This window comes from Pseudomonas sp. FG36 (assembly GCF_057809275.1).
This window is the reverse complement of the sequence record NZ_JBMDJQ010000003.1, coordinates 90,631-116,096: the sequence shown is the minus strand read 5'-3', so window position 1 is coordinate 116,096 and position 25,466 is coordinate 90,631. Positions and strand designations below refer to the sequence as shown.

7 protein-coding genes are annotated in these 25,466 nt (G+C 69.9%); 2 read left to right on the top strand and 5 right to left on the bottom strand.

The genetic code is table 11. From position 1 onward, the window contains the following. The first annotated feature begins 1 nt into the window (after position 1). Together ACODS9_RS04335 and ACODS9_RS04330 are read left to right on the top strand one after the other, a co-directional pair. Positions 2 to 1,036: a GSCFA domain-containing protein gene (locus ACODS9_RS04335; protein WP_489093325.1), complete on the top strand. Its 1,035-nt coding sequence runs from the start codon at positions 2 to 4 to the stop codon at positions 1,034 to 1,036. Further along, complete coding sequence (locus ACODS9_RS04330; RefSeq protein WP_489093324.1) at positions 1,005 to 1,694, top strand: hypothetical protein; 690 nt, start codon at positions 1,005 to 1,007, stop codon at positions 1,692 to 1,694. Before ACODS9_RS04335 ends, ACODS9_RS04330 begins: the two co-directional genes overlap by 32 nt. Here the strand turns inward: ACODS9_RS04330 and ACODS9_RS04325 are convergent. The 5 genes from ACODS9_RS04325 to ACODS9_RS04305 are packed head-to-tail and all read right to left on the bottom strand — an operon-like array spanning position 1,691 to position 25,322. Further along, a complete protein-coding gene (locus ACODS9_RS04325; protein WP_401108505.1) occupies positions 1,691 to 2,560 on the bottom strand; it encodes a TauD/TfdA dioxygenase family protein in 870 nt (289 codons plus the stop codon). The genes ACODS9_RS04330 and ACODS9_RS04325 overlap by 4 nt on opposite strands. Then, entirely contained in the window at positions 2,542 to 3,225 is a 684-nt protein-coding gene (locus ACODS9_RS04320; RefSeq protein ID WP_489093323.1) for a hypothetical protein, read from the bottom strand. The genes ACODS9_RS04325 and ACODS9_RS04320 overlap by 19 nt, the downstream gene beginning before the upstream one ends. Continuing rightward, positions 3,215 to 12,241, bottom strand: coding sequence for an amino acid adenylation domain-containing protein (locus ACODS9_RS04315; protein WP_489093322.1), 9,027 nt, complete (start codon positions 12,239 to 12,241; stop codon positions 3,215 to 3,217). Before ACODS9_RS04315 ends, ACODS9_RS04320 begins: the two co-directional genes overlap by 11 nt. Beyond that, entirely contained in the window at positions 12,238 to 16,353 is a 4,116-nt protein-coding gene (locus ACODS9_RS04310; protein ID WP_489093321.1) for a non-ribosomal peptide synthetase, read from the bottom strand. The genes ACODS9_RS04315 and ACODS9_RS04310 overlap by 4 nt, the downstream gene beginning before the upstream one ends. Further along, a complete protein-coding gene (locus tag ACODS9_RS04305; RefSeq protein ID WP_489093320.1) occupies positions 16,350 to 25,322 on the bottom strand; it encodes a non-ribosomal peptide synthetase in 8,973 nt (2,990 codons plus the stop codon). Before ACODS9_RS04305 ends, ACODS9_RS04310 begins: the two co-directional genes overlap by 4 nt. Positions 25,323 to 25,466: the final 144 nt, after the last annotated feature.

Below are 25,466 nucleotides of genomic sequence, written 5' to 3'. Positions count from 1 at the left end.
CATGAACCCCTATCAATGCCTGCAGCCCCGCGCCTTCTGGCGCACGGCGATCGCCGAGCAACCCGCCGAACAGGTCGGCGAACTGTGGTCGCCCGCCTTCGAGATCGAAGCCAAGGATGCCATCGTTACCGCCGGCTCCTGTTTTGCCCAGCACATCGGCCGTGCCCTGGTGGCCCGGGAAATGAACTGGCTCGATGCCGAGCCAGCCCCGGCCGACTTGCCCGAGGACCAGCGCAGGGCGCGACAGTACGGAGTGTTCTCGTTCCGCACCGGCAACCTCTATACCCCGGCCATGCTGCGCCAGTGGCTGCAATGGGCGCTGGATGATCAGCCCCAGCCTGGCGAGACCTGGGCGCATGACGGACGCTTTTTCGACCCGTTCCGTCCCACCGTGGAGCCCGCCGGTTTCGCCAGCGAACAGGCGTTGTTCGCCTCGCGCCAGGCAACCCTGGCGGCGATCCGCCTGGCGGTGCGTCGCGCCAAGGTGTTCGTCTTCACCCTGGGCCTGACCGAGGCCTGGGTCCACCGCGACACCGGCGTGGTCTATCCGCTGTGCCCCGGCACCGTGCGCGGCGAGTTCGACCCGCGGGTCCACCAGTTCCGCAACTTCGGCTTCACCGACACCTGCCAGGCCATGACCGACGCCATCGCGCTGATGCGCGCGGTGAACCCAAGCCTGCGCCTGTTGCTCACCGTCTCGCCGGTGCCGCTGACCGCCAGCGCCACCGGCGAGCACGTGCTCAGCGCCACCACCTATTCCAAGTCGGTGCTGCGCGCCGTGGCCGGCCAGTTGTGCCAGGACCTGCCCGAGGTGGACTATTTCCCGTCCTACGAGATCATCACCGGCACCCCGTTCAAGGGCGCCTTCTACCAGCCCAACCAACGCGAGGTGACGCCCGAGGGCGTGGCCTTCGTCATGCGCCAGTTCTTCGCCGGCCTGGCTGCCGAGGCCGCGCCCGCGACAAGCGTCGCCACCCCGTCCGTAACCTGTGAGGACCTTGTCTGTGAAGACGCCAGGCTCGACTACTACGCCTAGCTTCCTGCTGCTGGGCGATTCCCATGTCGCGGTGGTCGGCCTGGCCGCCAGGGCGCGGGGGCTGGCGTTCGGTGGTGGGCCACTGGGTGCCGGGCGCGATTTCGGCGTGGATTTCTTCAGCCTCGCGGCTGACGACGTGGCAATGCGCGACGCCGAGTTGGAGCAACTGTATCGCCAGGCCCTCGCCCAGCTCGACGCCCCCTGCCTTGGGCAAATTCCCGGCCCGCTGGTGTGCAGCATAGGCCTGAGCCTGCACTACCTGGCCACCACCCAGAACTGGTTTTGCTACCAGGGCCCGGATGGTGAGTTCGACCCCGGCTTCCTCGACGGGCCGCTGTTCGCAACGATCATCGACACCCTGTCGCGCCCCGCCCTGGCGTTCTACGAACAGGCACTGGCCCTGGGCGTCAAGGTGTACGCCGTGCTGCCACCGCAACGGGTGCCGCCGATGGCCGACCGCCGGGTGTTCATGGCCGCGCAGACACTGCTGATGGAGCGCCTGCGCGGGCTGGGCGTGGAGCTGGTCGATGTGCGCGCAGCCGCCAATGACGACCGGGGGCTGCAGCGGGTCGAGTTCTGTGAAATCGATGATCCGCTGCATGGCAACCTGGCCTTTGGCGAGCTGGTGCTCGATCAGTTGTTGCGGCAGATGGCCTAGGCCCGCGGCCGCCCGCCAAGAATCGTCACCCGCTCGCCATAACGTGAATGCGGGAAGTAATCCCACACCGCATGGTGCTGGGTGCAGCGGTTGTCCCAGAACACCAGGGTGCCCGGCGCCCAGCGTACCCGGCAACTGAGCACCGGCTCCCGGGCCACCAGGTCGAATAGCATGTTCAACAGCACCTGGCTCTCGCCGGCCGCCAGCTGCACGATATGCGAGGTGAAGCCCGAGTTGACGAACAGCGAAGGCCGCCCGGTCTCGGGGTGGCGCACTACCACCGGGTGCTCGGTCTTGGGCAGGCCGGGCGGCGGCGTGTAGCCCTTCCACGGGATCTCGCCGTCATGGATGGCGGTCAGGGTGCCGAGAAATGCCTGCATGGCCGGCGACAGCATCTCCAGCGCCAGGTGCATGTTGGCGAACAGGGTGTCGCCGCCCGTGCCGATGGCCGGGGTTTCCTTAACGTACAGCATCGAACCCATGGACGGCTCCAGGTCGGCGGTGCCGTCGGTATGCCAGGTCTCGCCCGCGACGAAGCGCGACTGCGCATTGGCGCGGATCACCACCAGCTCCGGGTCGTCGCCGTCGATGTCTTCCAGCGGCAAGGCACGCAACTCGCCGAACAGGCGACCGAAGGCCTTGTGCTGCTCGACGCTGAGCTGCTGGTCGCGAAACACCAGCACGTGGTTTTCCAGGAACGCCCGGCGAATCTCCAGCAACTGCGCCGGCGGCAAGTCGCGCGACAAATCGACCCCTGCGATCTCGGCACCGATGATCGGCGTCAGCCGTTCCACGCTGATGCTGCGGTACGGCGTGCGCTGGGCGCCGGCAATCCGTTCGATGGCGCTCAATCCGTGTTGATCCATGCTTCCCTCCCTGATGCGTATTGATTGGTTTGGCTCGCCAGGCGCAGTAGCCCCGCTGCCAGGTGCCTGGCCGGCGCCATGCGCTGCTCGGTCGAGGTCGCGCAGGCCCAGCTGCAGACCCGCGCAAAGGCGCCGACGACACTGGCGCACGCCTGTTCGTCAGCGTTGGCATAGGCGCGGGCGGCGACCTCGCTGCTGGCCGCTGCATTGGCCGTGGCGAACGCGTGGGCATTGGCCTCGGTGCTCAATTGCGCGTAGTGCCGGGCGAAAGCCTCGGCGTCACCGAACTGGCCGGCGATCATCGCCTGGTTGCTCGGCGCCTGGCCGTAGTCCAGGGCGCTCTCATAGGCCTGGGCGTAGGCCGCTTCGGCGTCATAGGCCCGGCGAAACGCGGGCAACAGTACCGGCCTGAGCGCGGCGCGCCACTCACCGACACGCCCGCGCAGCCCCAGGCCGGCGCGTTGGTGCAGGCGTTGCAACGTGAGCAGCGCCTGGACGTGCTCGGGCAGTGCCTCGGCGAGCAGCGGCAACACCACCTCGGCCTGCCACCGGTGCAGCAGGCGCCAGTACGCCTGCCGCTCCAGCGGCAGTGGCAATGGCCCGGTCTGCAACACCCGCAGCAATGGGCTGAGCCACACAGGTGGCGTGATCTGTTCAGCCAGCATGGGTAGCCTCCCCCTGCGCTTGCAGGTCGGCATTGATCGCCTCGGCGATCTGCCGGGCCCAGGGGCCGGCGACGATGCCATAGTGATCGGTATCCAGCGTCGCCCAGTCGCTCAGGCCCGGCAGCAATGCCTGCCAGGCCTGGCGCAGGTCCTGCGCCTGCCAGCCGCTGCCGATGCCGTAGGGGTTGGGCCGCGTGGCGATGAACAGCCGCCCGGGCGTGTCCGCCAGCATGGGCGGTACGTGCCCCAGCATGCTCGCCAGGTTGTTGCGACAGCAGGTCACCAGGCGCTCCAGATAGCGCGCGCCGTCCGCCTCGCCATTGCGCTGGGCGAATTCCCGTTCGAACACCTGCTGGATCTGCGCCTCGTCGATCTGCTGCAACTCGGTGCCGGCATCCGGCGCGGGTGGATCGACCAGGTACAGCGTCGGCGCCTCGCGCCCGGCTTCAACGGCCAGGGCGCAAAGGGCCTGGGCCACCCAGGCGCCGAAGGACCAGCCCAGCAGGCTCCAGCGTGCACCGGCGGGCAGTTCGGCCTGAATCGCGTCCAGGTACAGCTGCGCGCGGGCCTGCAGCGAGAGGTTGGGCAGCGCCGGCTGGCTCAGTACCGGGTCGGCGATCACCCGCACGCAAAGGTCCGGGTGCAGCGCCGTGGCCAGCTCGCGGTAGGCCTGGACGTCACCGCCGACCGGGTGGATCAGGTACAACCATTGACGGCCGCCCCCCTGCTGCCAGGGGTCGATGCGCAGCGCCTGGCGCCATGGGTCGCCGTCACCCTTGGCCTGCCCCGGCTCGTCGGCAACCAGGGCCAGCACCTCGCCCAGGCTGACCTGCGGGCTGAACTGCGACAACTGCACGACCTGGCCGGTGGCGCCCTGCAATTCATCGATCAGGTCGAGCAGGGTCAGCGAGTCAGCGCCCAGGTCGTACAGCGATGCATCGTCCGCCAGCGCGTCCACGCCCAGCCACTGGCACAGACAGCCACGCAGGCGCTCGGCCAGGTCGCTCCCGCTCGCCTGCACCACGCCTTGGGGTTGCGCCGCCGCCACGCCATGACGCACAGGATAGAAGCGCCGGGCGGTTTCCAGTGACGTGGTCGAGACCAGCAGCTGGGGCAGCTGCGCGGCCATGGCCCGCTCGAACACTTCGCAGCCTTCCGCCGCCGACAGCCCGACCTTGAGGTGCTGCTGGTGCGCCGCGTCGCTGCCATGGGTGCGGGTGGCCATGCCGATATCGCACCAGATATCCCAGTTGATGCCCAGGCGCAGGCAGCCTTCGTCGGGCGTTGCGCGGTAATGGGCAAAGCCGTCGAGCACGCCGCTGGCCGCGGCGTAGTCCAGGTGCCCCACGCCACCGAACAGTGCCGACATGGACGAGCAGTACAGCACGAAGCCGGGCGACATCCGTGCGATCAGCGCCTCCACGGCGAGCAGGCCACGGGTCTTGGCGGCCATGGCGGCGGCCATCTCCCGGGCGTCGCGATGCCGGATCAGGCTGCCGGCACCGACCCCTGCGGCGTGTATCACCCCGTCGAAGTGCCCGTAGCGGCAGGCCAGGTCCTTGAGTACCTGGGGCCAACGCGTCAAGTCGGCGAGGTCGGCCTGCACCCAGTCGACCCGCGGGTGATCCATGTCCCCCGTCGGCGAACGCGACAGCAGCACCACGCGCCGCCCCTCGGCGTGCAGCAGGTGCTGGCACAGGGTAAGGCCGATGCCGCCAGCACCGAGGATCAGGAACGTGCCAGTGTGCGCAAGGCTTGGCGCCGGGGCCGCCGGCAGCGGGCTGGGCACCAGCCGCGGTTGCCACAGGAAGCCGTCGCGCAGGGCCAGGCGCCGGGGCAACGCCTCGGGCTCGCCCAGCAAGGGGGCCAGGGCGCTGGCGTGCTCGCCCAGCGCCGGGCTCGGGAGGTCCAGCCAATGGCAGCGCAGCGGGTATTCCTGGGGCGCGACTTCGGTCACCCCCGCCAGGGCCGCCAACTCCGGCCGTGCCACCGCGCCCTGCACCGGGCACGCCTGCCAGGACAGCAGCCACAGGCGCAGGCTGGCGTCACGCGGCGCCTGGCCCCAGGCCTGCAGCAGGCTGCCGGATGTATCCAGGCAGGCCCATTGCGCCGTCGCCAGGCTGCGTTCGTCGACCGCGCCGCTCACCGACAGGGGCAAGGCGTGCAGCCAGTCCAGCGCCCCTGGCAGTGCATCGAACAGGCGGCCCAGTGCCTGGGCGTCGCACACGTCCAGTTCGAAACGGTCGGCAGCAAGCTGACGGAAACCCTTGCCCGCCCGCACGTGCACGACCCGCTGGCAGGCTTGGCCCAATGTCGCGAGCACACCTTCGTCGGCGGCGTCATGCGCGCATACCACGAGCGTCCGCTGGCCCTTGTGCACGGCCGCCGTGCCCAGGCGGCGCACGCGCTGCCATTGCCGCTGGTGGAACCAGTCGGCCAGAGGCTTGCGCTCAGGCGTGGAGTGCCCCTGGAAACGGTAGGTTTCCAGGTCGAAGGCGGATGGCGGCAGGTTCCAGGGCGGCGCCACCGAACGGCTCGGCCACTGGATCTGCGCACCCTCATACCAGGCTGCCAGCACCGCCTGGGGCGCATGCTCGCTGGCCAGCAGCCGGACCGACGAGGAACTGACCTCGCGCACCGCCGCCAGCGACAGGGCATCGCCTGCCTGGTAGACCATGCCGAAACGCCAACGACCCTGGCGACGGCCGCCCTGCAGGTGCCGCAGCAGCGCCGGCACGTCACCGGGGTTGGCCCGCAGCCAGTCGCCGACAACGCTGATATCGCGCTCCAGGGCCGTGCGGCTGTGGGCCGACAGCAGCAACAGTGGCGCCACCGCTTCGTGCACCTGCGGCTCGGCCTGCAACGCGCCGACGATCACATGAGCGTTGGTGCCGCCGATGCCGAAACTGCTCACCCCGGCCATGCGCCGCTGCCCCTGCGGCCAGGGTTGCGCCGTGGTCGGGATATGGAACGGCGAGCGCGCCAGGTCGATCTGCGGGTTGATGGCGGAGAAGCCCAGGTTGGGCGGGATCACCCCGTGGTACACCGCCAGCGTGGCGCGGATCAGCCCGACCACGCCTGCCGCCGCGCCCAGGTGGCCGATCTGGCTCTTCACCGAGGCCAGCGCGCAACTGCCCGTCGGCGCCTCGCCGAATGCCTGGGTCAGCGCGGCGACCTCGACCGGATCACCGAGCAAGGTGCCGGTGCCATGGGCCTCGACGTAGCCGATGGCGCCGCCGCTCACCCCGGCCTTGTCCAGGGCCCGGGCGATCACCGCGCCCTGCCCGGCCACCGACGGCGCGGTGTAGCTCATCTTGGCGCGGCCATCGTTGTTCAGCGCCGAGCCTTCCACCAGCGCGTAGATACGGTCGCCATCGGCGCGGGCGCGGGCCAGTGGCTTGAGCACCACCACTCCGTAGCCGCTGGCGCCGAGGGTGCCGCTGGCGTCTTCGCTGAAGGGCCTGCACAGCCCGTCGCGGGAGAAGATGTGCTGCGAACGGTGGCGGTAACCGTCGGCCAGGGTCGGGTCGATCAGCACCCCGGCCGCCAGCATCAGGTCGCTGTCGCCCTGGCGCAGCAGGTTGCAGGCCAGGTGCACGCCGATCAGCGAGCTGCCGCAGGCGGCCTGCACGCTCAGCGCCGGCCCGGTGAAGTCCAGGTGGTAGGCGGCCTTGGTGGCGAGGAAGTCCTTGTCGTGGTGCAGGGCCAGCTGGAAGCCGTCCGGCAACTCGCCGGCGCCCTGCTCGCGCAGCATCTGCTGGAAGTAGGTGGTCTCGCCACAGCTGGCCACCAGGCCGATGCGCGGGCCCTCGCTCGACGGCACGATGCCGGCGTGCTGCAGGGCCTGCACGCAGGCCATCAGCAGGTGGCGCTGCTGCGGGTCCATCAGCCGCGCCTCCTGGCGGCTGATGCCGAAGTACTCGGGATCGAAGTCGAGCATGCCGTGCAATTGGCTGCGGGCGCCGACCAGGCCGTCGGCGGCGGCGAAGTGCTCGATACCCAGCGCATTGTCCTGGACCATCGCCCAGAACTCGCCAAGGTCGCGGGCACCGGCGACGTTGACCGCCATGCCGATGATCGCCATCGGCTGCTCGCGGGCATCGCTGGCACGCGCACGCTGCGCCGGGGTGGCTGCGTCACGCGCCAGGTGCGCGGCCAGGCGGCGGATCGTCACGTGCTCGAACAGCTCGGCCATGCTCGGGGCACGGCTCAGCGCCTGGCTGTAGCGCGCCTGCAGGCGCATCAGGCCGAGGCTGGTGGCGCCGGCCTCGAAGAAAGTCTGCTGCGGCTCGATGGCGTGGCCGATCACCTCGTGGAACAGCGTCGCCAGTTCAAGCTCCAGTGGGCTCGACACCCCCGTCACCACGCGGCGCCGTTCCAGCGGCTCACCCTGCCCGACCAGGGCCTTGCGTTCGATCTTGCCGCTGGGGGTGCGCGGCCAGTCGTCGATACGTCGGTACTGGTCGATGCGCACATGGGCCGGCAGCTGCCGCGCCACCTGTTGGTCGAGGGCCTGTACCGTCGGCGGCGTGCCACCAAGCTGCAGCCAGGCGACCAGGCGCGCAGTCTCGCCCTGTACCGTCACCACGGCGTTGGCCACGCCGCTCACCGCCATCAACGCCGCCTCGACCTGGCCCAGTTCCAGGCGATGGCCGCTGAGCTTGACCTGCTGGTCGTCACGGCCCACGTAATGCAGGCAGCCCTCGGCGTCGGCCCAGGCCAGGTCGCCGGTGCGGTAGTACAGGCAGCGGCCACCCTCGGCCTGGGGCAGCTCGACGAAACGTTCGGCGTTGAGCGCGGCATCGCCCAGATAGCAGCGGGCAACCATCGCCCCGGCCACCAGCAGGTAGCCCTGGCTGCCGCTGGGCACCGGGCGGTCCAGGGCGTCGACCAGCAACAGCCGGGCATTGTCGACCGCCTGGCCGATGGGCGCGCGCAGTGGCCAGGCGCGCACGTCCGGCGGCAGCCGGTAGGCGCTGACCACATGGGTTTCGGTGGGGCCATAGTGGTTGAACAGGCTGGCCTTGGGCAGACCTTCGAACCAGGTGCGCAGCGCCTCGCTGCACAGCAACTGTTCGCCGGCCGTCACCACCTCGCGCAGGGACGCGGGATAGATGCCCTGGGCCACGGCGGTCTGCGCCAGGTGCTGCAAGGCCACGCAGGGCAGGAACAGCCGCTCAATGCGCGCCTGTTGCAGATACCCCAGCAGCGCCTCGGCGTCCTGGCGCCAGCGCGGTTCGATCAGGTGGTAGCAACCCCCGCCGCACAAGGTGCCGAACAACTCCTGGAACGCCACGTCGAACGACAGCATGGAGAACTGCAAGGTCACCGAACGGGCCGGCAACTGCCCGGCATTGCGCTGCCAGTGCAACAGGTTGCACAGGGTACGATCGGTCACCTGCACGCCTTTCGGCGTACCGGTCGAGCCCGATGTAAACAAGGTGTACAACGGGCGCTCGCCACGGTGCCGGGGCCGCGTCAGGCTTGCCGGCGCGGCGTCGAGGTTCACCCGCTGGCAGCGGCTGGCGTCGACATCAAGCGCCTGCAACGCCGCCTGTGTGGCCGTGCTGAACAGCACGCAGCACGCTTGCGCCTGGGCCAGCACCTGGCGCTGTACCGTCAGCGGATAGCTCGGGTCCAGCGGCACGGCGGTGATGTTGAGCTTGGCCAGGGCGAGCAAGGCGACCACGTGCTCCACCGACGGGGCCAGCAGCAGCACCATGGTCAACGGGCCTGCGCCTGCGTAGCGACTGGCCAGGGTCGCCGCCAGGGTGTCGGCCAGCGCATCCAGTTCGGCGTAGTCCAGCTGTCGCGGTCCGGCCACCAACGCGGTGGCCTTTGGGGTTGCCTGCACCTGATGCTCGAACCAGTCGGCCAGCGTGACGAACGGCAGGCTAACGTCGGCGCCTTCGCTGGCCGCTGGCAGGCGTTGCCGATAAGGCGCCACCAGGGTGTCGAGGGTCGCCCGGGGGTCTGCCAGCAACAGGTCCAGGCCCTGGTGCAGCAACGTGTCCAGCGCGGCTACCTCCTCAGCCTCGAAATGGCTGCACTGATATTCCCACCAGCACTCCAGCGGCCCGTCACCGCCCACCACCAGCAAGCTCAGCGGGCACTTGGCCTGCGGCGTCGCGTACGGCTCCAGGCTGGCCCGCAACGGGGCGGCGGCGAGCTTGGCGTAGTCGGTGTTTTCCAGCACGAACAGGTAATCGAACAGGCCATGGCCCGAGGACAGCCGCAGGTCCTCGACCAGATCGGCCAAGGCCACGTCCTGCAAGGCCAGCACTTCACGCACGGTGGCGGTCTGTCGGCGCAGTTGCTCGCCGAGGGGTTGCGTGGCACTCAGGTCGGTGGGGATCAGCACGGTGTTGGCGAACATGCCCACGCTGGCCTCGAACTCGGCCAGCGGCCGGTTGGCCACCGGGCTGGCGATCCGCGGGCGCTCGCAACCGACCACCGCGTGCAGGCTCCAGGCGAAGACACTGAACAGGACGTCGAAGCGGGTCAGGCGCTGCTCGGCACAAAAGCGTTCGAGAGCGGCGCTGCGCCGTTCGCCCAGTGGCTGGCGATACAGGCGCCCCCGGGCATCGCCGGGATACCTGGCCGGGCGCGGCGAGGTCGCCTCGCCGTGGCGTGCGTGCAACGCCACCAAGGCACGCCGCTGTTCACGGTAGGCCGGGCTGACGCTCCATTGCCGCTGCCACAGGGCAAAGTCCAGGGAGTCCAGGGCCGGCGCCGGTGCCTGGGTGTCGCGCCCCTGCAGGGTGTCCTGGTACAGGCTGGCCAGATCGTCGAAAAGCAGGTTCATCGACCAGCCATCGGTGATGCTGTGGTGCAGATTCAGCAGCAGGCGGCAACTGCCGTCGGCATGCGGCGCCACCCAGGCGCGCAGCAAGCTCGGGCTGGCCAGGTCGAAGGGGGTGTCGAACACCAGGCTGGCGAAGGCTGGCCAGGTGTCCTCGGACAATTGGCCGGGAGCCAGGAGCCGACAGACAGCGGCCGACTCGGTGATCGCCTGCTGCGGGCCGTCGGCACCTGCCACGAACGCGGTACGCAGCGCCGGATGGCGCGCCACCAGACGGCGCAGCGCTTCAGCCAGGGCCTCGGGGTCCGCACCCGGCGCCAGGTGCAGCACCATCGGCACGTTGTAGGCGGTCGATTCGGGCAAGCGTTGCTGTTCGAGCCACAGGCGGCGCTGTTCGCTGCTGGCCGGGCCGGCCTGGCTGCCATGGGGGGCTGGCGCGGGCGGATAGGCCGTGGCCCCGCCCTGCCCGTGCTCCAGGCGCATGGCCAATGCGGCGAACGGCTCCTCGAGCAATGTCCCGATGGCGATTTCCTGGTGCCAGTGGCTGCGGATCGCCGAACGCAGGCGCATGGCCTTGAGCGAATCGCCGCCACTGCCGAGCCAGTCGTCCCCGGCGCCCAGGGCGGCCTGGCCAAGCAGCCCACGGGCCTGCTCCAGCAGCCAGTGCAGTTGCGGCGACTGCATGCCCGCCTCGGCTGGCGCGCGCCAAGGCCGGGTGGCCTGGGCCAGCAACTCGGCCTGGTCGATCTTGCCGTTGGCGGTCAGCGGCAGGCGCGGCACCTGGAACAGTTGCTGCGGGCGCATCCAGGGCGCCAGATGCTTGCGCAGGTAAGACTCGAACTCGCGGTAGTCCAGCGTCCCGCGTGGCACGAGGAAGGCCAGCAACTGGTGGTCCTCGGCGGCCTGCCGGCGGCTGCAGACAAAGGCCTGCGCCACCTGGGGATGTTCGCGCAGGCGCTGCTCCACCTCGCCCGGCTCGATACGGAAACCGCGGACCTTGACCTGCCGGTCTACCCGCCCCAGGCACTCGACCAGCCCTTGCGCGTTGATGCGCACCAGGTCGCCGGTGCGGTAGTGCTTCTGCAAGTCGCCATCGACAGTGGGCAGCGCCACGAACCCGCGCGCGGTCTCCTCGGGGCGGTTGCGGTAGCCACGGGCCACGCCGCTGCCGCTGAGGTACAGCTCGCCGACCGCGCCCGGCGCCACCGGCTGCTGCTCTGCGTCGAGCACCTGGATGCCAGTGTCCGGCAACGGCAGGCCGATGGGCACGCTGTCGCCGACAAACTCCCGTGGGATTGCATGGCACAGGGCAAAGGTGGTGCATTCGGTGGGGCCATACACGTTGAACAGGCGGCAGGCGCTATGCGGATTGGCCTGGTACCAGGCGCGCAGCGCCACGGCGCCGACCTGCTCGCCGCCGGTCAGCACCTGGCGCAGGCTGGCGAAGCAGGCCGGGTACTCAGCGCTCAGGGTATTGAACAGCGAAACCGTGATGAACAGAGTGTCGACCCGCTGCGCCTCGAGCACTTCGGCCAGGCGCCAGGCGTCGAGCAGGTCGTGGTCGGCGATCATCACGCAGCAGCCCCCGTTGAGCAGCGGTGCCCACAGCTCGAAGCTGCAGGCATCGAAGGCCGGGTTGGACAGGCAGGCAAAACGGTCGCCGGGGCGGATATCGATATAGCTGCCGGCCTGCGCCAGGCGCAGCAGGCCGCGCTCCCCCACCTCCACACCCTTGGGCAGGCCGGTGGTGCCGGAGGTGTAGAACAGGCACATCACCTCGGCGAAGGCCTGCGGCAACGGCTGCGCCGGTTGCTCGGGGTAGTCCAGCAGCGCCTCGACACTGGCCTCCCACGGCCCCGGCAGCCCTTGGGGCGCATCCGCCAGGCTCAGCACACCGACACAGTCGGCATCGGCCAGCATCAAAGCACGGCGCTCGCCGGGGCTGGCGCGGTCCAGCGGCATCACCACGGCGCCGACCTTGAGCGCGCCGAGCAGCGCCGCCACCCCCTGCCAGCCTCGCGGCAGGTAGAGCGCAAGCGCCTGGCCCGGCAGCACGCCCCGCGCCTGCAAGCCCCGGGCGATGCGTTCACTGGCGCCTGCCAGCTGCGCATAGCTCAGCCGCACCTGTTGATCGATCACCGCCAGAGCTTGCGGGGTGCGCTGTACCTGGGCGGCGAATCGCGCAAGCACGGTGTCCTGGAGCACGCTCATCATTTGCCCTCCTGGGCGTCGAAACGTTGCAGTTCACGCTGGAGGGTGCGTGACACCCGATGGATCTCGGCGCTTTCAAGCATGTCCCAGTGGCCGCCCTGCACCAGCGTGGCCAGGTAGCCATCAGCGGCGCGGCGCCGCCAGAACGCCCGCAGCCCGCGCAACTGCCCGCGAGCCATGTCTTCCCGCGCCTGCACCAGCACCACCCGCCCGGCCTGGGGTGGGCAGGCGTAGGCGGCCATGGCCAGGCGGTTATGGTTGTAGACGTGGAAGTAGCGCTCGACCTGGGCGTCCTCGATGCCGGGGTACATGCCGTTGAAGCGCACCAGCTTGTCGCGGAACTCGGCCATGTCGACGGTGCCGATCTGCGCCCGGAAGCCCGGATCGTCCGAACCCTGGGTGTCGAGCAGGACCACGCTGACCTGCCCGTGTCCGGCCAGGCGCAGACGGCGGGCCATCTCGTAGGCCACCAGGCCGCCGAACGACAGCCCGGTGAGCAGCAGCGGGCCGTGCGTCAAGGGCTCGATCAGGCGCAGGTAGGCATCGGCCATCGCCTCGACCGTGGGCTCGGTGGCTTCGCCGGGGTTGAGCCCCGGCGATTGCACGCCGTACACGCCAACCGCCTCGGGCAGCGCCTTGGCCAACGACAGGTAGCAGAACGCGGTGCCGCCGGCCGGGTGGATACACACCACGTTGTGCCGCCCCTCGCCCTGGCGGAAGGTGATCAGGTTGCCGTTGTCCCCTTGGGTGGCGGCCCCGTTTCGCAACCAGCCGCCCAGGGCCTCGATGGTCGGGTGGCCGAGTACCACCCGCGCCGGGACCTCGACCTCGAAGGCCTGGCCGATCTGGTAGGCCATCTTGACCGCGGCGATGGAGGTGCCGCCGACGGCGAAGAAGTTGTCGCGAATGCCGATCTGCGGGGCCAGCAGCAGGCCTTTCCAGATCTGGTAGAGGGTCAGTTCGATATGGTCGCGGGGGCTGCCGAGGTTGACCTGGCGCGCGGCCAGGTCGTGTTCGGCGCGCTCGGCCAGCGCCAGGCGATCGACCTTGCCGTTGGCGGTCAGCGGCATGGCGTCGAGCCACAGATAGCTGCTGGGCAGCACGGCGCTGGGCAAGGTGTCGGCCAGGTGCGCGCGCACGGCCTGTTCGTCCGGCCTGGTGGGCGCCACGCAGCAAGCCACCAGGCGCTGGTGCTCGGCCTGCTCGCCGAGCATCAGGACCACGCTGGCCGTGATCCCGGGGAAGGCCTGCAGCCGCGCCTCGACCTCGCTCAGTTCCAGGCGCACGCCGCGCAGCTTGACCTGGAAGTCGTCGCGCCCGAGGAACTCCAGTTGCCCATCGGCGCGGTAGCGGGCCAGGTCGCCGCTGCGATAGAGGCGATCACCGGGCACGAACGGGCTGTCGATGAAACGTTCGGCGGTCAGCGCCGGTAACCCGAGGTAGCCACGGGCCACGCCCACGCCGCCAATGTGCAGGTGGCCGGTGACACCGGGCGGCACCGGCGCATCGAAGTCGTCGAGCACATGGAAGCGGTTGTTGGCGATGGGCCGGCCGATCGGCAAGCGCAGGGCCGGCACCGTGTCACCCGGCGCCAGGGTCCAGATGCTGTTGATGACCGTGGTCTCGGTCGGCCCGTAGACGTTGTGCAGCCGCGCCTTGGGCAGACGTGCGCGCAACAGCCGCGCCAGGGCCGGCGACAGTTCGCCGCCGCCGCAGAACACATCGCTCAGGCCGTGGCACAGGCTGGCCTCCTCCACCTCCAGGAACAGCTGCAGCATGGCCGGCACGAACACCATCGCGGTGACGCCCTGCTCGCGTACCAGCCGGGCCAGGTAGCCGGGCTCCAGATGCCCGCCGGGCCGGGCGATCACCAGGCGCCCGCCGGTGGCCAGCGGCCAGAAGGTTTCCCAGGCCGAGGCGTCGAAACCGAACGGGATCTTGTGCAGCATCGCCCCGGCCTCGCCGCATACGCCCAGGCACCACAGCAGCAGATTGCCCAGCCCGCGATGCGCGACCATCACGCCCTTGGGCAGGCCAGTGGTGCCCGAGGTGTAGATCACGTAGGCCAGGTGCTCGGGGGTCACGCCCACTTCATGGGCGGCGAGGTTTTCGGCGGCCAGGTGCGCCCAGCACGGGGCGTCGGCCAGCAGGTCGAGTACCGGCGCCTCCCAGCCCGAGGACTGCATGGCCTGGCCCAGGGGGGCGCGGGCCGCGCCCAGGGTCAGCAGTACCGCCGGGGTGCTGTCGCCCAGCATGTGACCCAGGCGCCCGATCGGATAGTCCGGGTCCAGCGGCACATAGGCGCCACCGGCCTTGAGCACCGCCAGCAGCGCCACCGGCAATGCCGCGCAGCGCTCCACGCAGACCGCCACGCGCACATCCGGGCCGACGCCCAGGGTGCGCAGGTGGCGCGCCAGGCGATTGGCCTGGGCATTGAGTTCGGCATAGCTCAGCGCCTCGCCCTCGAATACCACCGCGCAGGCCTGCGGGTTGCGCGCCACCTGCGCCTCGACCAGGCGGTGCACGCAATCGACCGGCGTCGGCAGCAGGGCCGGCCGGTTCCAGCCGTGCAGCACCTGCTCGCGCTCGGCCGTATCCAGCAACGACAGCTCGCGCAAGGGCCGCTTGGGATCGGCGGCCACCTGGGCGAGCAGATGGCGATAATGGCCACTGAGGCGCTCGATGGTGCATCGGTCGAACAGGTCGGTGTTGTATTCGACCAGCAGGTGCAGGGCACCGTCGCGCTCGCTCCACTCGAATGCCAGGTCGAACTTGGCGGTGGCGCTGCCAGTACCGTGAGGCGACATTTCCAGGCCCGGCAACGCGACAGCGGCGCCCGGGGTGTTCTGCACCACCATCATCACCTGGAACAGCGGCGAATGGCCGGGGTCACGGGATGGGTTGAGCGCCTCGACCACCAGGTCGAACGGCACGTCGTGGTGCGCGTGGATTTGCAGCATGTTGCCGCGCACTTCGCGCAGCAGTTCGGCGAAGGTCTGCGCCGGGTCGAGTTGCTGGCGGATCACCAGGGTGTTGACGAAGTGCCCGACCAGGGGTTCGAGCTCGGCCCTGCCGCGGTTGGCGAATGGCGTGCCCACGCACAGGTCGCGCTGCCCGCTGTAGCGCCACAACAGCACGTCCAGTGCAGCGAGCAGCACATTGAAGCGCGTGCCTTGAGTATGCCGGGCCAAGGCGTCGAGCTCGGTCAGGGTGTCGGCGCCCAGTGTCGAGCTGAAGGTCGCGCCGACGAATCGCTGCACGGCTGGGCGCGGGCGGTCGCCGGGGATTTCCAGCAGGGTCGGCGCACCGGCCAGGGTGCGCCGCCAGAAGTCCAGCTGGCCCTGTAGCGTCGCGCCGTCCAGGCGTTGACGCTGCCAGCAGGCATAGTCGGCGTACTGTATCGGCAGCGGTGCCAGGCGCGCAGGCACGCCGCGCAGCAGCTCGGCGTAGGCGTTGGCGACCTCGTGCAGGATCACCCCCATCGACCAGCCGTCGGCGACGATATGGTGCACGCTGTACAGCCACACGTGATCATCCTCGCCCAGGCGCAGCAGCGTCGAGCGCAGCAGCGGGCCCTGGGCCAGGTCGAACGGCGCGCGGGCCTCGGCTTCGACGGCGGCGGCCAGGCGCTCCTGGCGCAGCGCCTCGGGCAACTGGCTCAGGTCCTGCACGGCCAGGGTCAGCGGCAGGCTCGCGTGCACCACCTGGCGCGGCTCGCCATCGACGCTGGCGAAGGTGGTGCGCAACATGGCATGGCGTTCGACCAGTACGTTCAGCGCTCGCTCCAGCACGGCAGTCTCCAGCCGGCCCTTGAGCCGCAGCGCCGAGGGCACGTTGTAGAACGGGTTGCCCGGCGCCAGTTGGTCGAGGAACCACAATTGCCGCTGCGAGAAGGACAACGGGCAATCGACCTGCCCGTGCGGACGGCACGGGATCGGCGCGCTGTCGTCTGGCGCTGCGAGCAAGGCAATCAACGCCTGCTTGTGGGTCTTCAGCGCCGCCATCAGCGCGTCATCGAGAAACCCCTTGGGCGCCTTGCAGCGCAGCTTGTCGCCGTCCACTTCGAGGGCCACGCCATGGCGGTCGAACAACGCCAGCAGTTGATGGGCGTTCATACTTCGAATTCCTCCATGTCGTTGTCGTCCTGCGCCGTCACGGCGAGTACCTCAGGCTGCGTGGGTGGCGTTGCATGGGCTGCGCGCAGGCCACCCACCATCGAATAGACCAGCGCATGCTCGGCGCCCAGGTCGAACAACCCGGCCAACTGGCGCGCCTCCACCGAACCGACGCCGCACAGGCCCAGCCCCAGGTCGGCCGCAGCCATGGTCAGCAACTGCGCCATGGCGCCGGCCTCGATCAGACAGAACTCGCGGCTGCCGTCACCGTACAGCGGGCGGATCGCCGCCAGGTCGGCAACGAAGAACAGCGCGAACGCCGCGCCCTCGTACACCGGCCGGTTGACGAAGTAGTCGTAGGTGTCGGCATCCAGCGCACCGTCGCCCATGGCCACCAGGCGATGAGCGACCGGGTCGTGGTAGTAGGCGCCGCCGGGCACCCCGAGCACCCGCCCGGGCTTGATGTACAGGTAGGTCTGCAGCGGATAGGCGCCGCCGGCCGAGGGGAACAGGTACTTCGCCTCGCCGTCGAGCTGCCCCTGGGCCAGCATCGCCAGTAGCCCGGCAAAGGCCTGCGCGGTGATCGGCTGTTCCAGGTAATGGCGCACCGAGCGGTAGTCGCGATAACGCTGGATAAAGGCCGGATCGTCCGGCACGCCCAGGGGCACCTGCCGCGCATCGTCGGCGAAACGCCGCCGTGCGCGTTGCTCGGCCTTGAAGCGTGCGCGTTGCTGGGGATCGTCCAGCACCTCGTCGACCTGCGCCCTCGGCGCTTCGTGACGCTGGGGGCGCTGGCGGTATAGCGCCAGCAGGTTGAGCAGGGTCGGCTGCGCCAGCAGGTGCGCCACATGGGGACGGAAGCCCAGTTCGCTGGACAGCGCGTTGCTGATGCGCACGATGTCGATGGAGGTGGCGCCTAGTCTCAGCAGGTTGGCATCGGCGGTGATGGCAGGCTGGCCCAGTACCTGCTCGACGATTGCCACCAGACGCTGTTCCTGCGGGCCGTCGAGCAGCAACTGCGGGCCGCTGGCCGGCGCCTGCTCGGGTTCGGGCAGGCGGCTCTTGTCGACCTTGCCGTTGGCCGACAGCGGCCAGGCCTCCACGAAGGTGAACGATGACGGCAGCATGTACGCCGGCAGCTTGTCGGCCAGGTAGCCGGCGAAGTCGCCGACCTGCAGCGCCGGATCGGCCTTGAGCACGTAGCCGGCCAGGCGTTTTTGCGCCTGGGCCTCGCCGAGGATGCGCACCACCGCGCTGTGCACGCCCGGGTGGCGATTGAGCACGGCCTCGATCTCGCCCAGCTCGATGCGATAGCCCTGGACCTTGACCTGGTTGTCGTCGCGGCCGAGGAACTCGATGTTGCCATCGGGCAGCAGGCGCCCGAGATCGCCGGTGCGGTACAGGCGCTCACCGGTCAGCGGGTGGTCGAAGAAGCTCCTGGCGCTCAGCGCCTGGTCGCGCCAGTAGCCCTTGGCCAGGCCAATGCCGCCGATGTACAGGTGGCCGGTGGCCCAGGTGGGGCGCACCTGCAGGGCCTCGTCCAGCACGTGGAAACGCTGGTGATCCAAGGCCTTGCCGTAGGGAATGCTGCGCCACGCCGGATCGACCTGGGTGATCGGGTAGCTGATCGACCAGATCGACGCCTCGGTGGCCCCGCCCAGGCTCATCATCTGCAACCCCGGGCGCAGTGCCCGGGCGCGTTCGGGCAACGCCAGCGGGATCCAGTCGCCGGACAGCATGGCCAGGCGCAGGCTCGCCGGCAGCGCCCTGCCCTCGCCCTCCAGGTACTCGACCAGCATGCCCAGCAGCGCCGGCACCGAATTCCACACACTCACCCGATGACCCTCGACCAGGGCGGCCCAGTGCGCAGGATCCAGGCTCAACTGCGGTTCGAGCATCACCACCGCCGCGCCCGCCGCCAGGGTGCCGAAGAAGTCGTACACCGACAGGTCGAAGCTCAGCGACGAGATGGCCAGCACGCGGTCCTGCGGGCCCACGGCGAAGCGCCGGTTGATATCGAGCAAGGTGTTGACCGCGCCCTGGTGGTCGATCACCACCCCCTTGGGCGTACCGGTGGAGCCGGAGGTGTAGATCACGTAGGCGAGGTCGTCGGGGCACACGTCCACTCCGCGCAGCGCTTCGGCCGCGCTGTGCGCCTGCTCGCTGACCGTCAGCGCGGTAATCTGCGCCGGCCACGCCACCTGCTCCATCAGGCTGGGTTGGGTCAACGCCAGGGTGGCCTCGGCGCGTTCGAGAATGTGCTGCAAGCGCGCCTTGGGCAGGTTCGGATCGAGCGGCAGGTAGGCGCCGCCGGCATACAGGATCGCCAGCGTCGCCACTACCTGCTCCCAACCACGCTGCATCACCACCGCGACCAGGCGATTGCGCTGCACGCCACGCGCTTGCAGTTGCGCGGCCAGTTGGCGGGCCTCCTGGCGCAGCTGGCCGTAGCTGAGCTCACGGGCGCCCAGCACCGCGACGGCCTGTGGCGTGGCCAGGGCCTGGCGCTCGAACAGCGCGTGCATCAACGGCAGGTCTCGTGGCGCCGCTGGCGCTTGCGGAAGGCGCGCCTGGGGCAGCAACTGCGGCGTGCTGGCGGCCCAGGCTTCAGGGGCAAGCAGGCAATCGAGCAGCGCGTTGTAGGCGGCGAACATCTGCCCGATCATGCCTTCGGGGAACAATGCATCGATGCTGTCCCAGTTGAACAGCAGGCGACCTTCGAGCTCGAGCAGGGTGTGGTCGAGCCACACGTGCGGGGTCTGGGTGATGCTGTGTTCCAGCGTCGCGCCCAGGGCGTCGGCCAGGTTGAACTCGGCCAGCTCCGGTGCGGCTTCCGACAGGGTGCTGTTGAACACGATCGGCATCGCCGTCTGCTGCACGCCGCGGGCCTGGGACAATTCGCGCAGCACGCGCACGCCGCTGACCACCGAGTGATCGATGTCCTGCCACAGGCGTGCCTGCACGGCGCGGGCCTTGTCGGTGAAGCTGGCGGTGCCGTCGATGGCCACCTCCAGCAGCACCAGGGAGGTGAAATCGCCGATGATCGCGTCCACCTGCGGGTGCAACGGCAGGCGGTTGAACAGCGGCAGGCTGAGGGTGAAGCGCGGTTGCCGGCTCCACAGCGCCAGTACCTCGCTGAACGCGGTCAGCAGCATCACCGACGGGGTGACGCCGAAACGCCGGGCCATGGCCTTGAGCTGGGCCCACTGCGACGCCGGCATGTCGCGATCGCGCCGGGTGAAGTGCGGGTTGGCGATGCTTTCCGGCTGGCATACCCGTGGCAGGTCCGGGGCCGGGGCCAGGTGCTCGATGCGCCCGCGCCAGTAGTCCAGGGCCTGCGCATAGCGCTGGTCGGCGCGCAGCCGGCGCTCGGCCAGCACATAGTCGCGGAAGGTCACGCCCGGCTCGGGCAGCGCCAGCTCGGGGTCGTGATAGAACCCCATCAGCTCACGGGCGAGGATCTGCGTGCTGGCGGCATCGACCACCAACGCGTCGAGGCTGATATGCAGGTGGCTGATGCCATGGTCGAGCAGCGACACGCTGAAGTCGAACAGCGGCCATCGGCTGGCGTCGAGCACCTGGTGCGACTGACGCTCGCGGGTGGCCAGCAGGGCCTGGTTGGCCGCTTCTGCGCCCAGGGCACGCAGGTCGTGCACGGCCATGCTGTAGCGCGGCACCTGCTCCAGCACCTGCTGGGTGCCATCGCCGAGGAACACCACCCGCAGCATGTCGTGGCGCAGGATCATGCGGTTGAGCGCGGCCTCGAAACGCGGCACATCGAACGCCGGGATGCGCAGCTCCTCATAGCCGTGGGCGCTGACGCCGCCGAGGCTGACGCTGGCTTCGCGGCCGAACCAGTAGGCCTGCTGGATATCGGTGAGCGGGAATGGCGTGTGACGGCTCGCAGGATCGGGCTGCAGTGCCTGAACCTCGGACGCGGCCTGCCCGTGCGCCGTGGCTTTGGCCTGGGCGGCCAGGTCCATCAGCACGGGCGCCTGGAACAGGCTGCTCAGCGACAGCTGCGTGCCCAGGCGCTGGTTGATCGCGTAGACCAGGCGCGTGGCCAGCAGCGAATGCCCGCCCAGGTCGAAGAAGTTGTCATGGATGCCGACCCGCTCGCACTTGAGCACCTCGGCCCAGACCTGCGCCATGCGCCGCTCGGTGTCGTCGCGTGGCGCTTCGAAATGCGCCGCGCCGCCGCGCTCGGGCGCCGGCAACGCCTGGCGGTCGAGCTTGCCGTTGCGGGTCAGTGGCAGTTGCTCCAGGCTGACCCAGGCGCTGGGCAGCATGTGCTCGGGTAACTGGCGCTGCAACGCGGCGCGCAGGGTCTGCGGCGCCTGGCCGACCACGTAGGCCACCAGGCGTGGGTCGCCGGCGACGTCCTCGCGCAACAGCACGGCGGCGTCGCGCACGCCCGGTTGCTGGCGCAGCAGGCTGTCGATCTCGCCCAGTTCGATACGGAAACCGCGCAGCTTGACCTGCTGGTCCGCCCTGCCCAGGTATTCGAGGTTGCCGTCGGCCTGCCAGCGCGCCAGGTCGCCACTGCGGTACATGCGTGCGCCTGGTTCGGCGCTGAACAGATCAGGCAGGAAGCGCTCGGCACTCGCCGCGCTGCGGTTGAGGTAGCCGCGGGCCAGGCAGGCGCCGGCAATGTACAGCTCGCCGGACACCCCCACCGGCAGCGGATTGAGGTCGCCGTCCAGCACATAGAGCCGCGCATTGGCGATCGGCTTGCCGATCGGCGGCAGTTCCGGCCAGTGTTCAGCCTCATCGCAGGCGAGGCTGAACTGGCTGACCACATGGGTCTCGGTGGGCCCGTACTGGTTGCGCAGGCGCGCGCCGCCCAGCCCGCGGACCAACGTGCGCAACGCATCGTTGACCTGCAGCGCCTCGCCAGCGGTGACGATCTCGCACCCACCAGCCGGCACGGGAGCGCCGGCCTCGGTCAGCGCGGCCAGCTGTTGCAGCACGGCGAACGGCAGGAAGGCGCGCCCCGCCTCCTGGGCCACCAGGGTCGGGCGCAGGGCGGCCAGATCCTTGCGCCCGGCTTCGCTCATCAGCAGCAGGGTGCCACCCTGGCACAGGGTGCTGCAGATCTCCTGGAACGACACGTCGAAGTTCAGCGAGGCGAACTGCAGCACCCGGCGCGGCGCCGGGTCGTCGTCCAGTTGCCAGCCGATCAGGTTGTCCAGGGCGCGGCGGCTATGGGCCACGCCCTTGGGCCGCCCGGTCGAGCCGGAGGTGTACAGCACATAACCAAGGTTCGCCGGGCTGACCACCACCTGCGGATCGCTGGCCGGGCAGCCGGCCCAGCGGGCCGCGTCGCGATCCAGGCACAGCAGCTCGACCGCCTGCGGCAGGCCCGGGCACAGTGAGGCCTGGGTCAACAGCAGGCTTGGCGCGGCGTCGGCGAGCATGAAGGCCAGGCGCTCGGCCGGATAGGCTGGATCGAACGGCACATAGGCCGCGCCCGCCTTGAGGATCGCCAGCAGGCCGACGACCATCTGCACCGAGCGCTCCAGGCACAGGCCGACCCGCTGCTCGGGGCCGACGCCCTGGGCGATCAGGTGGTGGGCCAGGCGGTTGGCCGCGCGGTTCAATTCGGCGTAGCTCAGGGACTGCCCGTCGGCGACCAGCGCCACGGCACCCGGCTCGCGCCGGGCCATTGCCTCCAGGCGCGCCATGCAGCCCGGCTGGCTGGCGGTGTCGCGGGCCGTGCGGTTGAAGGCCTCCAGGACCTGCCCGCGCTCAGCGCCGTCCACCAGCTCGAGCGTGGCGATCGACTGCGCGGGCTCATCGACCATGGCCTGCAACAGGCGGCGCAGGTATTCGCCGAAACGCGCCACGGTAGCGGGCTCGAACAGCCCGCTGGCGTACTCCAGGCCGCCGACGATCTCTCCGTCGCGCTCGCTCAACGCCAGTTGCAGGTCGAACTTGGCCACCCGCTGGCGCGCCGGCACGGTGCTGACTTCAAGGCCCGGCAAGGCCAGGGTCTGGCCCTGGTCCTGCTCCCAGGCGAACAGCACCTGGAACAACGGGCTGTAGGCCAGGCTGCGCGACGGGTTGAGCAGTTCCACCACCTGTTCGAAGGGCAGGTCCTGGTGGGCCTGGGCCTGCAACGTCAGTTGGCGGACCTGGCGCAGCCATTGCGTCAGCGAAGGGGCGCCGCTGCGGGTAACGCGCAAGGCCAGGGTGTTGACGAAGAAGCCGATCAGCCCGTCCAGCGCCGGGTCCGGGCGGTTGGCCGAGGGTACGCCGATGACCACGTCGTCCTGGCCGGACAGGCGCATCAGCAGCAGCGACCAGGCGCCCAGCAGGGCCATGAACAGCGTGGTGCCCTGGGCGGCGCACAGTGCCTTCAGGCGCGCGGTCAGGGCGCGGTCCAGCACCAGCGGCACGTAGCCGCCGCGATAGTCCTGCACGGCCGGGCGCGGGTGGTCGGTCGGCAGCGTCAACAGCGCCGGCGCGCCTTCCAGCGCCTGTCGCCAGTAGCGGCGCTGGCAGTCCAGGCGCTCGCCGGCGAGCCACTGCCGGTGCCAGGCGGCATAGTCCACGTATTGCACCGCCAGCGCAGGCAACAGGGCCTCGCGCCCTTGCACGGCGGCGGCATACAGCGCCTCCAGGTCACGGGTCAGCACGCCTACCGACCAACCATCGGAGATGATGTGATGCTGGGTCAGCAGCAGCACATGCTCGTCCACCGCCAGGCGTACCAGGCAGGCACGCATCAGTGGCCCTTGGGCCAGGTCAAAGGGCCTTGCGCCCTCCTCTTCGATCAACGCCTCCAGGCGCGACTGCGCATCAGGCAGGCCGTGCAGGTCGACCTGGCTGAAGGCCATGCCCTGGTCCGCGGCACCGATGAGCTGGCGACCCTCGCCCTCGATGCTGGCGAAGGTGGTGCGCAGTGCTTCGTGGCGAGCCACGAGGCGGTCCAGGCTCGCGACCAGTGCCGTCACCTGCAACGGGCCCTTGATGCACAGGTTCAGCGGCATGTGGTAGGCGGCATTGCCGCCCTCCAGCTGGGCCAGGAACCACAAGCGCTGCTGGGCGGACGACAACGTTTGCGCGCCGGATCGTTCGATCGCGACGATCGGCATGCACGCCTCGTCCCGGCTGGCCTGGAGGCGCTCGGCGAAGTCCTTGAGCCGCGGGTTTTCGAACAGCAGCGCCGGCGCCACTTCGCGGGCCAGTTCCTGGCGCACCCTGGCCAGGATGCGCATGACCAGCAGCGAATGGCCGCCAAGGGCGAAGAAGTGGTCGTCGCGCCCAACCCGCGCCAGGCCCAGTACCTCGGCCCAGATGGCCGCCAGGGTGGTTTCCAGCGTGCCCTGCGGCGCCAGGTAGTGCGCTTGCTCGAGGTCACCGGCCTGCGGTGCGGGCAGGCCGCTGCGGTCGAACTTGCCATTGGCGGTCAGGGGCAAGGCCGGCATCGCCACGTAGGCGCTCGGCAGCATGTAGTCCGGCAGATGCGCGCCAAGGTGTTCGCGCAGGGCAGCCGGGGTCAAGCCGGCGCCCGGCTGCTCGGCGTAGTAGGCCACCAGGCGCGGCTCGCCCGGTGGGTCCTGGCGCAGCAGCACCAGGCTTTGCCGCACGCCGGGCACTTGCGCCAGGCGTGCCTCGATTTCACCCAGTTCCAGGCGCAGGCCGCGTAGCTTGGCCTGCTGGTCGCGGCGGCCAAGGAACTCGAGCTGGCCCTCGGCGTTCAGGCGCGCCAGGTCGCCGGTGCGGTACAGGCGCTCACCTGCCACATAGGGGCTGTCGATGAAGCGTTCGGCGCTCAACTGCGGTAGATTCAGATAGCCGCGCGCGACACCGACGCCGCCGAGGTACAACTCCCCCTCCTCGCTCGCCTGCCCCTGCGCGTCGAGCAGGTAGACGCGGCAGTTGGCCAGCGGTCGACCGATAGGCAGCACGGCGTCGGCGCTATCGAGCGCCGGTACTTCGTGGCAGGTGCTGTCGATACTGGCCTCGGTCACGCCATAGGCCTGCACGATCCGCACTCGCTCGCCGCACAGGCGGCGCAGCTGGCGGGCACTGTGGGCGGTCCAGACGTCCGAGCCGCACACCACGGTGCGCAGGAACGACAGGTCGCGACCGTTCGCCTCGGCCCAGTCCATCAGCGGGTTGAGCACTGCCGGCACGAAGTCGCCGAAGCCTACCTGCGCCTCGCTCAGCAGGCGGTACAGCGCGGGCGGGTCCATCAGCGTGTCACGCGGACACAGCACCAGGCTGCCGCCAAAGCCCAGCGCGCGGATCAGATCGGCACTGAACACATCGAACGAAAAACCGGCCATCTGCAGGTGATTAAGCGGCGCCTGCAGGGCATAGAAGCGGCCCCAGGCGGCGCTCAACGCAACCAGGCCACGGTGCTCGACCATCACCCCCTTGGGGGTGCCGGTGGAGCCGGAGGTATAGATCACATACGCCAGGTGACGGGGCGTCAGGCCGATCGCTCGCGGGTCGGGATCAAAGGCCGGCTGATCGGCCCAGGCGTGCTCCTCGTCCAGGTCGAGCACCACCGCAGCCAGCTCCAGGCCAGCGATCAACGCCAGTGCCCGGCTGTGGCCAAGCAGCACCGCCGGCGCGCTGTCGGCCAGCATGTGCGCCAGGCGCGCCCGCGGGTAGGCGGGATCCAGCGGCACGTAGGCGCCCCCGGCCTTGAGCACCGCGAGCACGGCCACCAGCATGTCCAGCGATCGCTCGACGCACAGGCCGACCCGCACGTCCGGGCCGACACCCTGGGCACGCAGGTGATGGGCCAGGCGGTTGGCCCTGGCATTGAGCTCGCCATAGCTCAGGGCATCCTCGCCATAGCGCGCGGCGATGGCGTGCGGCGCCCGCCGTACCTGCGCTTCGAACAGGCCATGCACGCACTGGTCGCTGTCGAACGGTGCGTCGTGGTGCCAGTTATCGGGTAAAACAGCGGCTTGCGCGCCGGCCATGCCGCGCGTGGAGGGGGTGTCGAACATCGGGCTGCCATCCGTGAGTATTGTTTTTATTCGGTGCGCGCAGGACGACGGGCGTCCTGCCGGTCGGGTCGGTCATTCGGGGGAGATCAGGGGCCAGGCGCGGCGCGGGCGCGCGCAGCAGTGAGGCGCACAGCGTGCGACCGG

What these genes read in the sequence shown, in the direction of transcription:
- ACODS9_RS04335 (WP_489093325.1), top strand. Translation starts at nt 2, where the DNA reads ATGAACCCCTATCAATGCCTGCAGCCCCGCGCCTTCTGGCGCACGGCG.
- ACODS9_RS04325 (WP_401108505.1), bottom strand. Translation starts at nt 2,560, where the DNA reads ATGGATCAACACGGATTGAGCGCCATCGAACGGATTGCCGGCGCCCAG.
- ACODS9_RS04320 (WP_489093323.1), bottom strand. Translation starts at nt 3,225, where the DNA reads ATGCTGGCTGAACAGATCACGCCACCTGTGTGGCTCAGCCCATTGCTG.
- ACODS9_RS04315 (WP_489093322.1), bottom strand. Translation starts at nt 12,241, where the DNA reads ATGATGAGCGTGCTCCAGGACACCGTGCTTGCGCGATTCGCCGCCCAG.
- ACODS9_RS04310 (WP_489093321.1), bottom strand. Translation starts at nt 16,353, where the DNA reads ATGAACGCCCATCAACTGCTGGCGTTGTTCGACCGCCATGGCGTGGCC.
- ACODS9_RS04305 (WP_489093320.1), bottom strand. Translation starts at nt 25,322, where the DNA reads ATGTTCGACACCCCCTCCACGCGCGGCATGGCCGGCGCGCAAGCCGCT.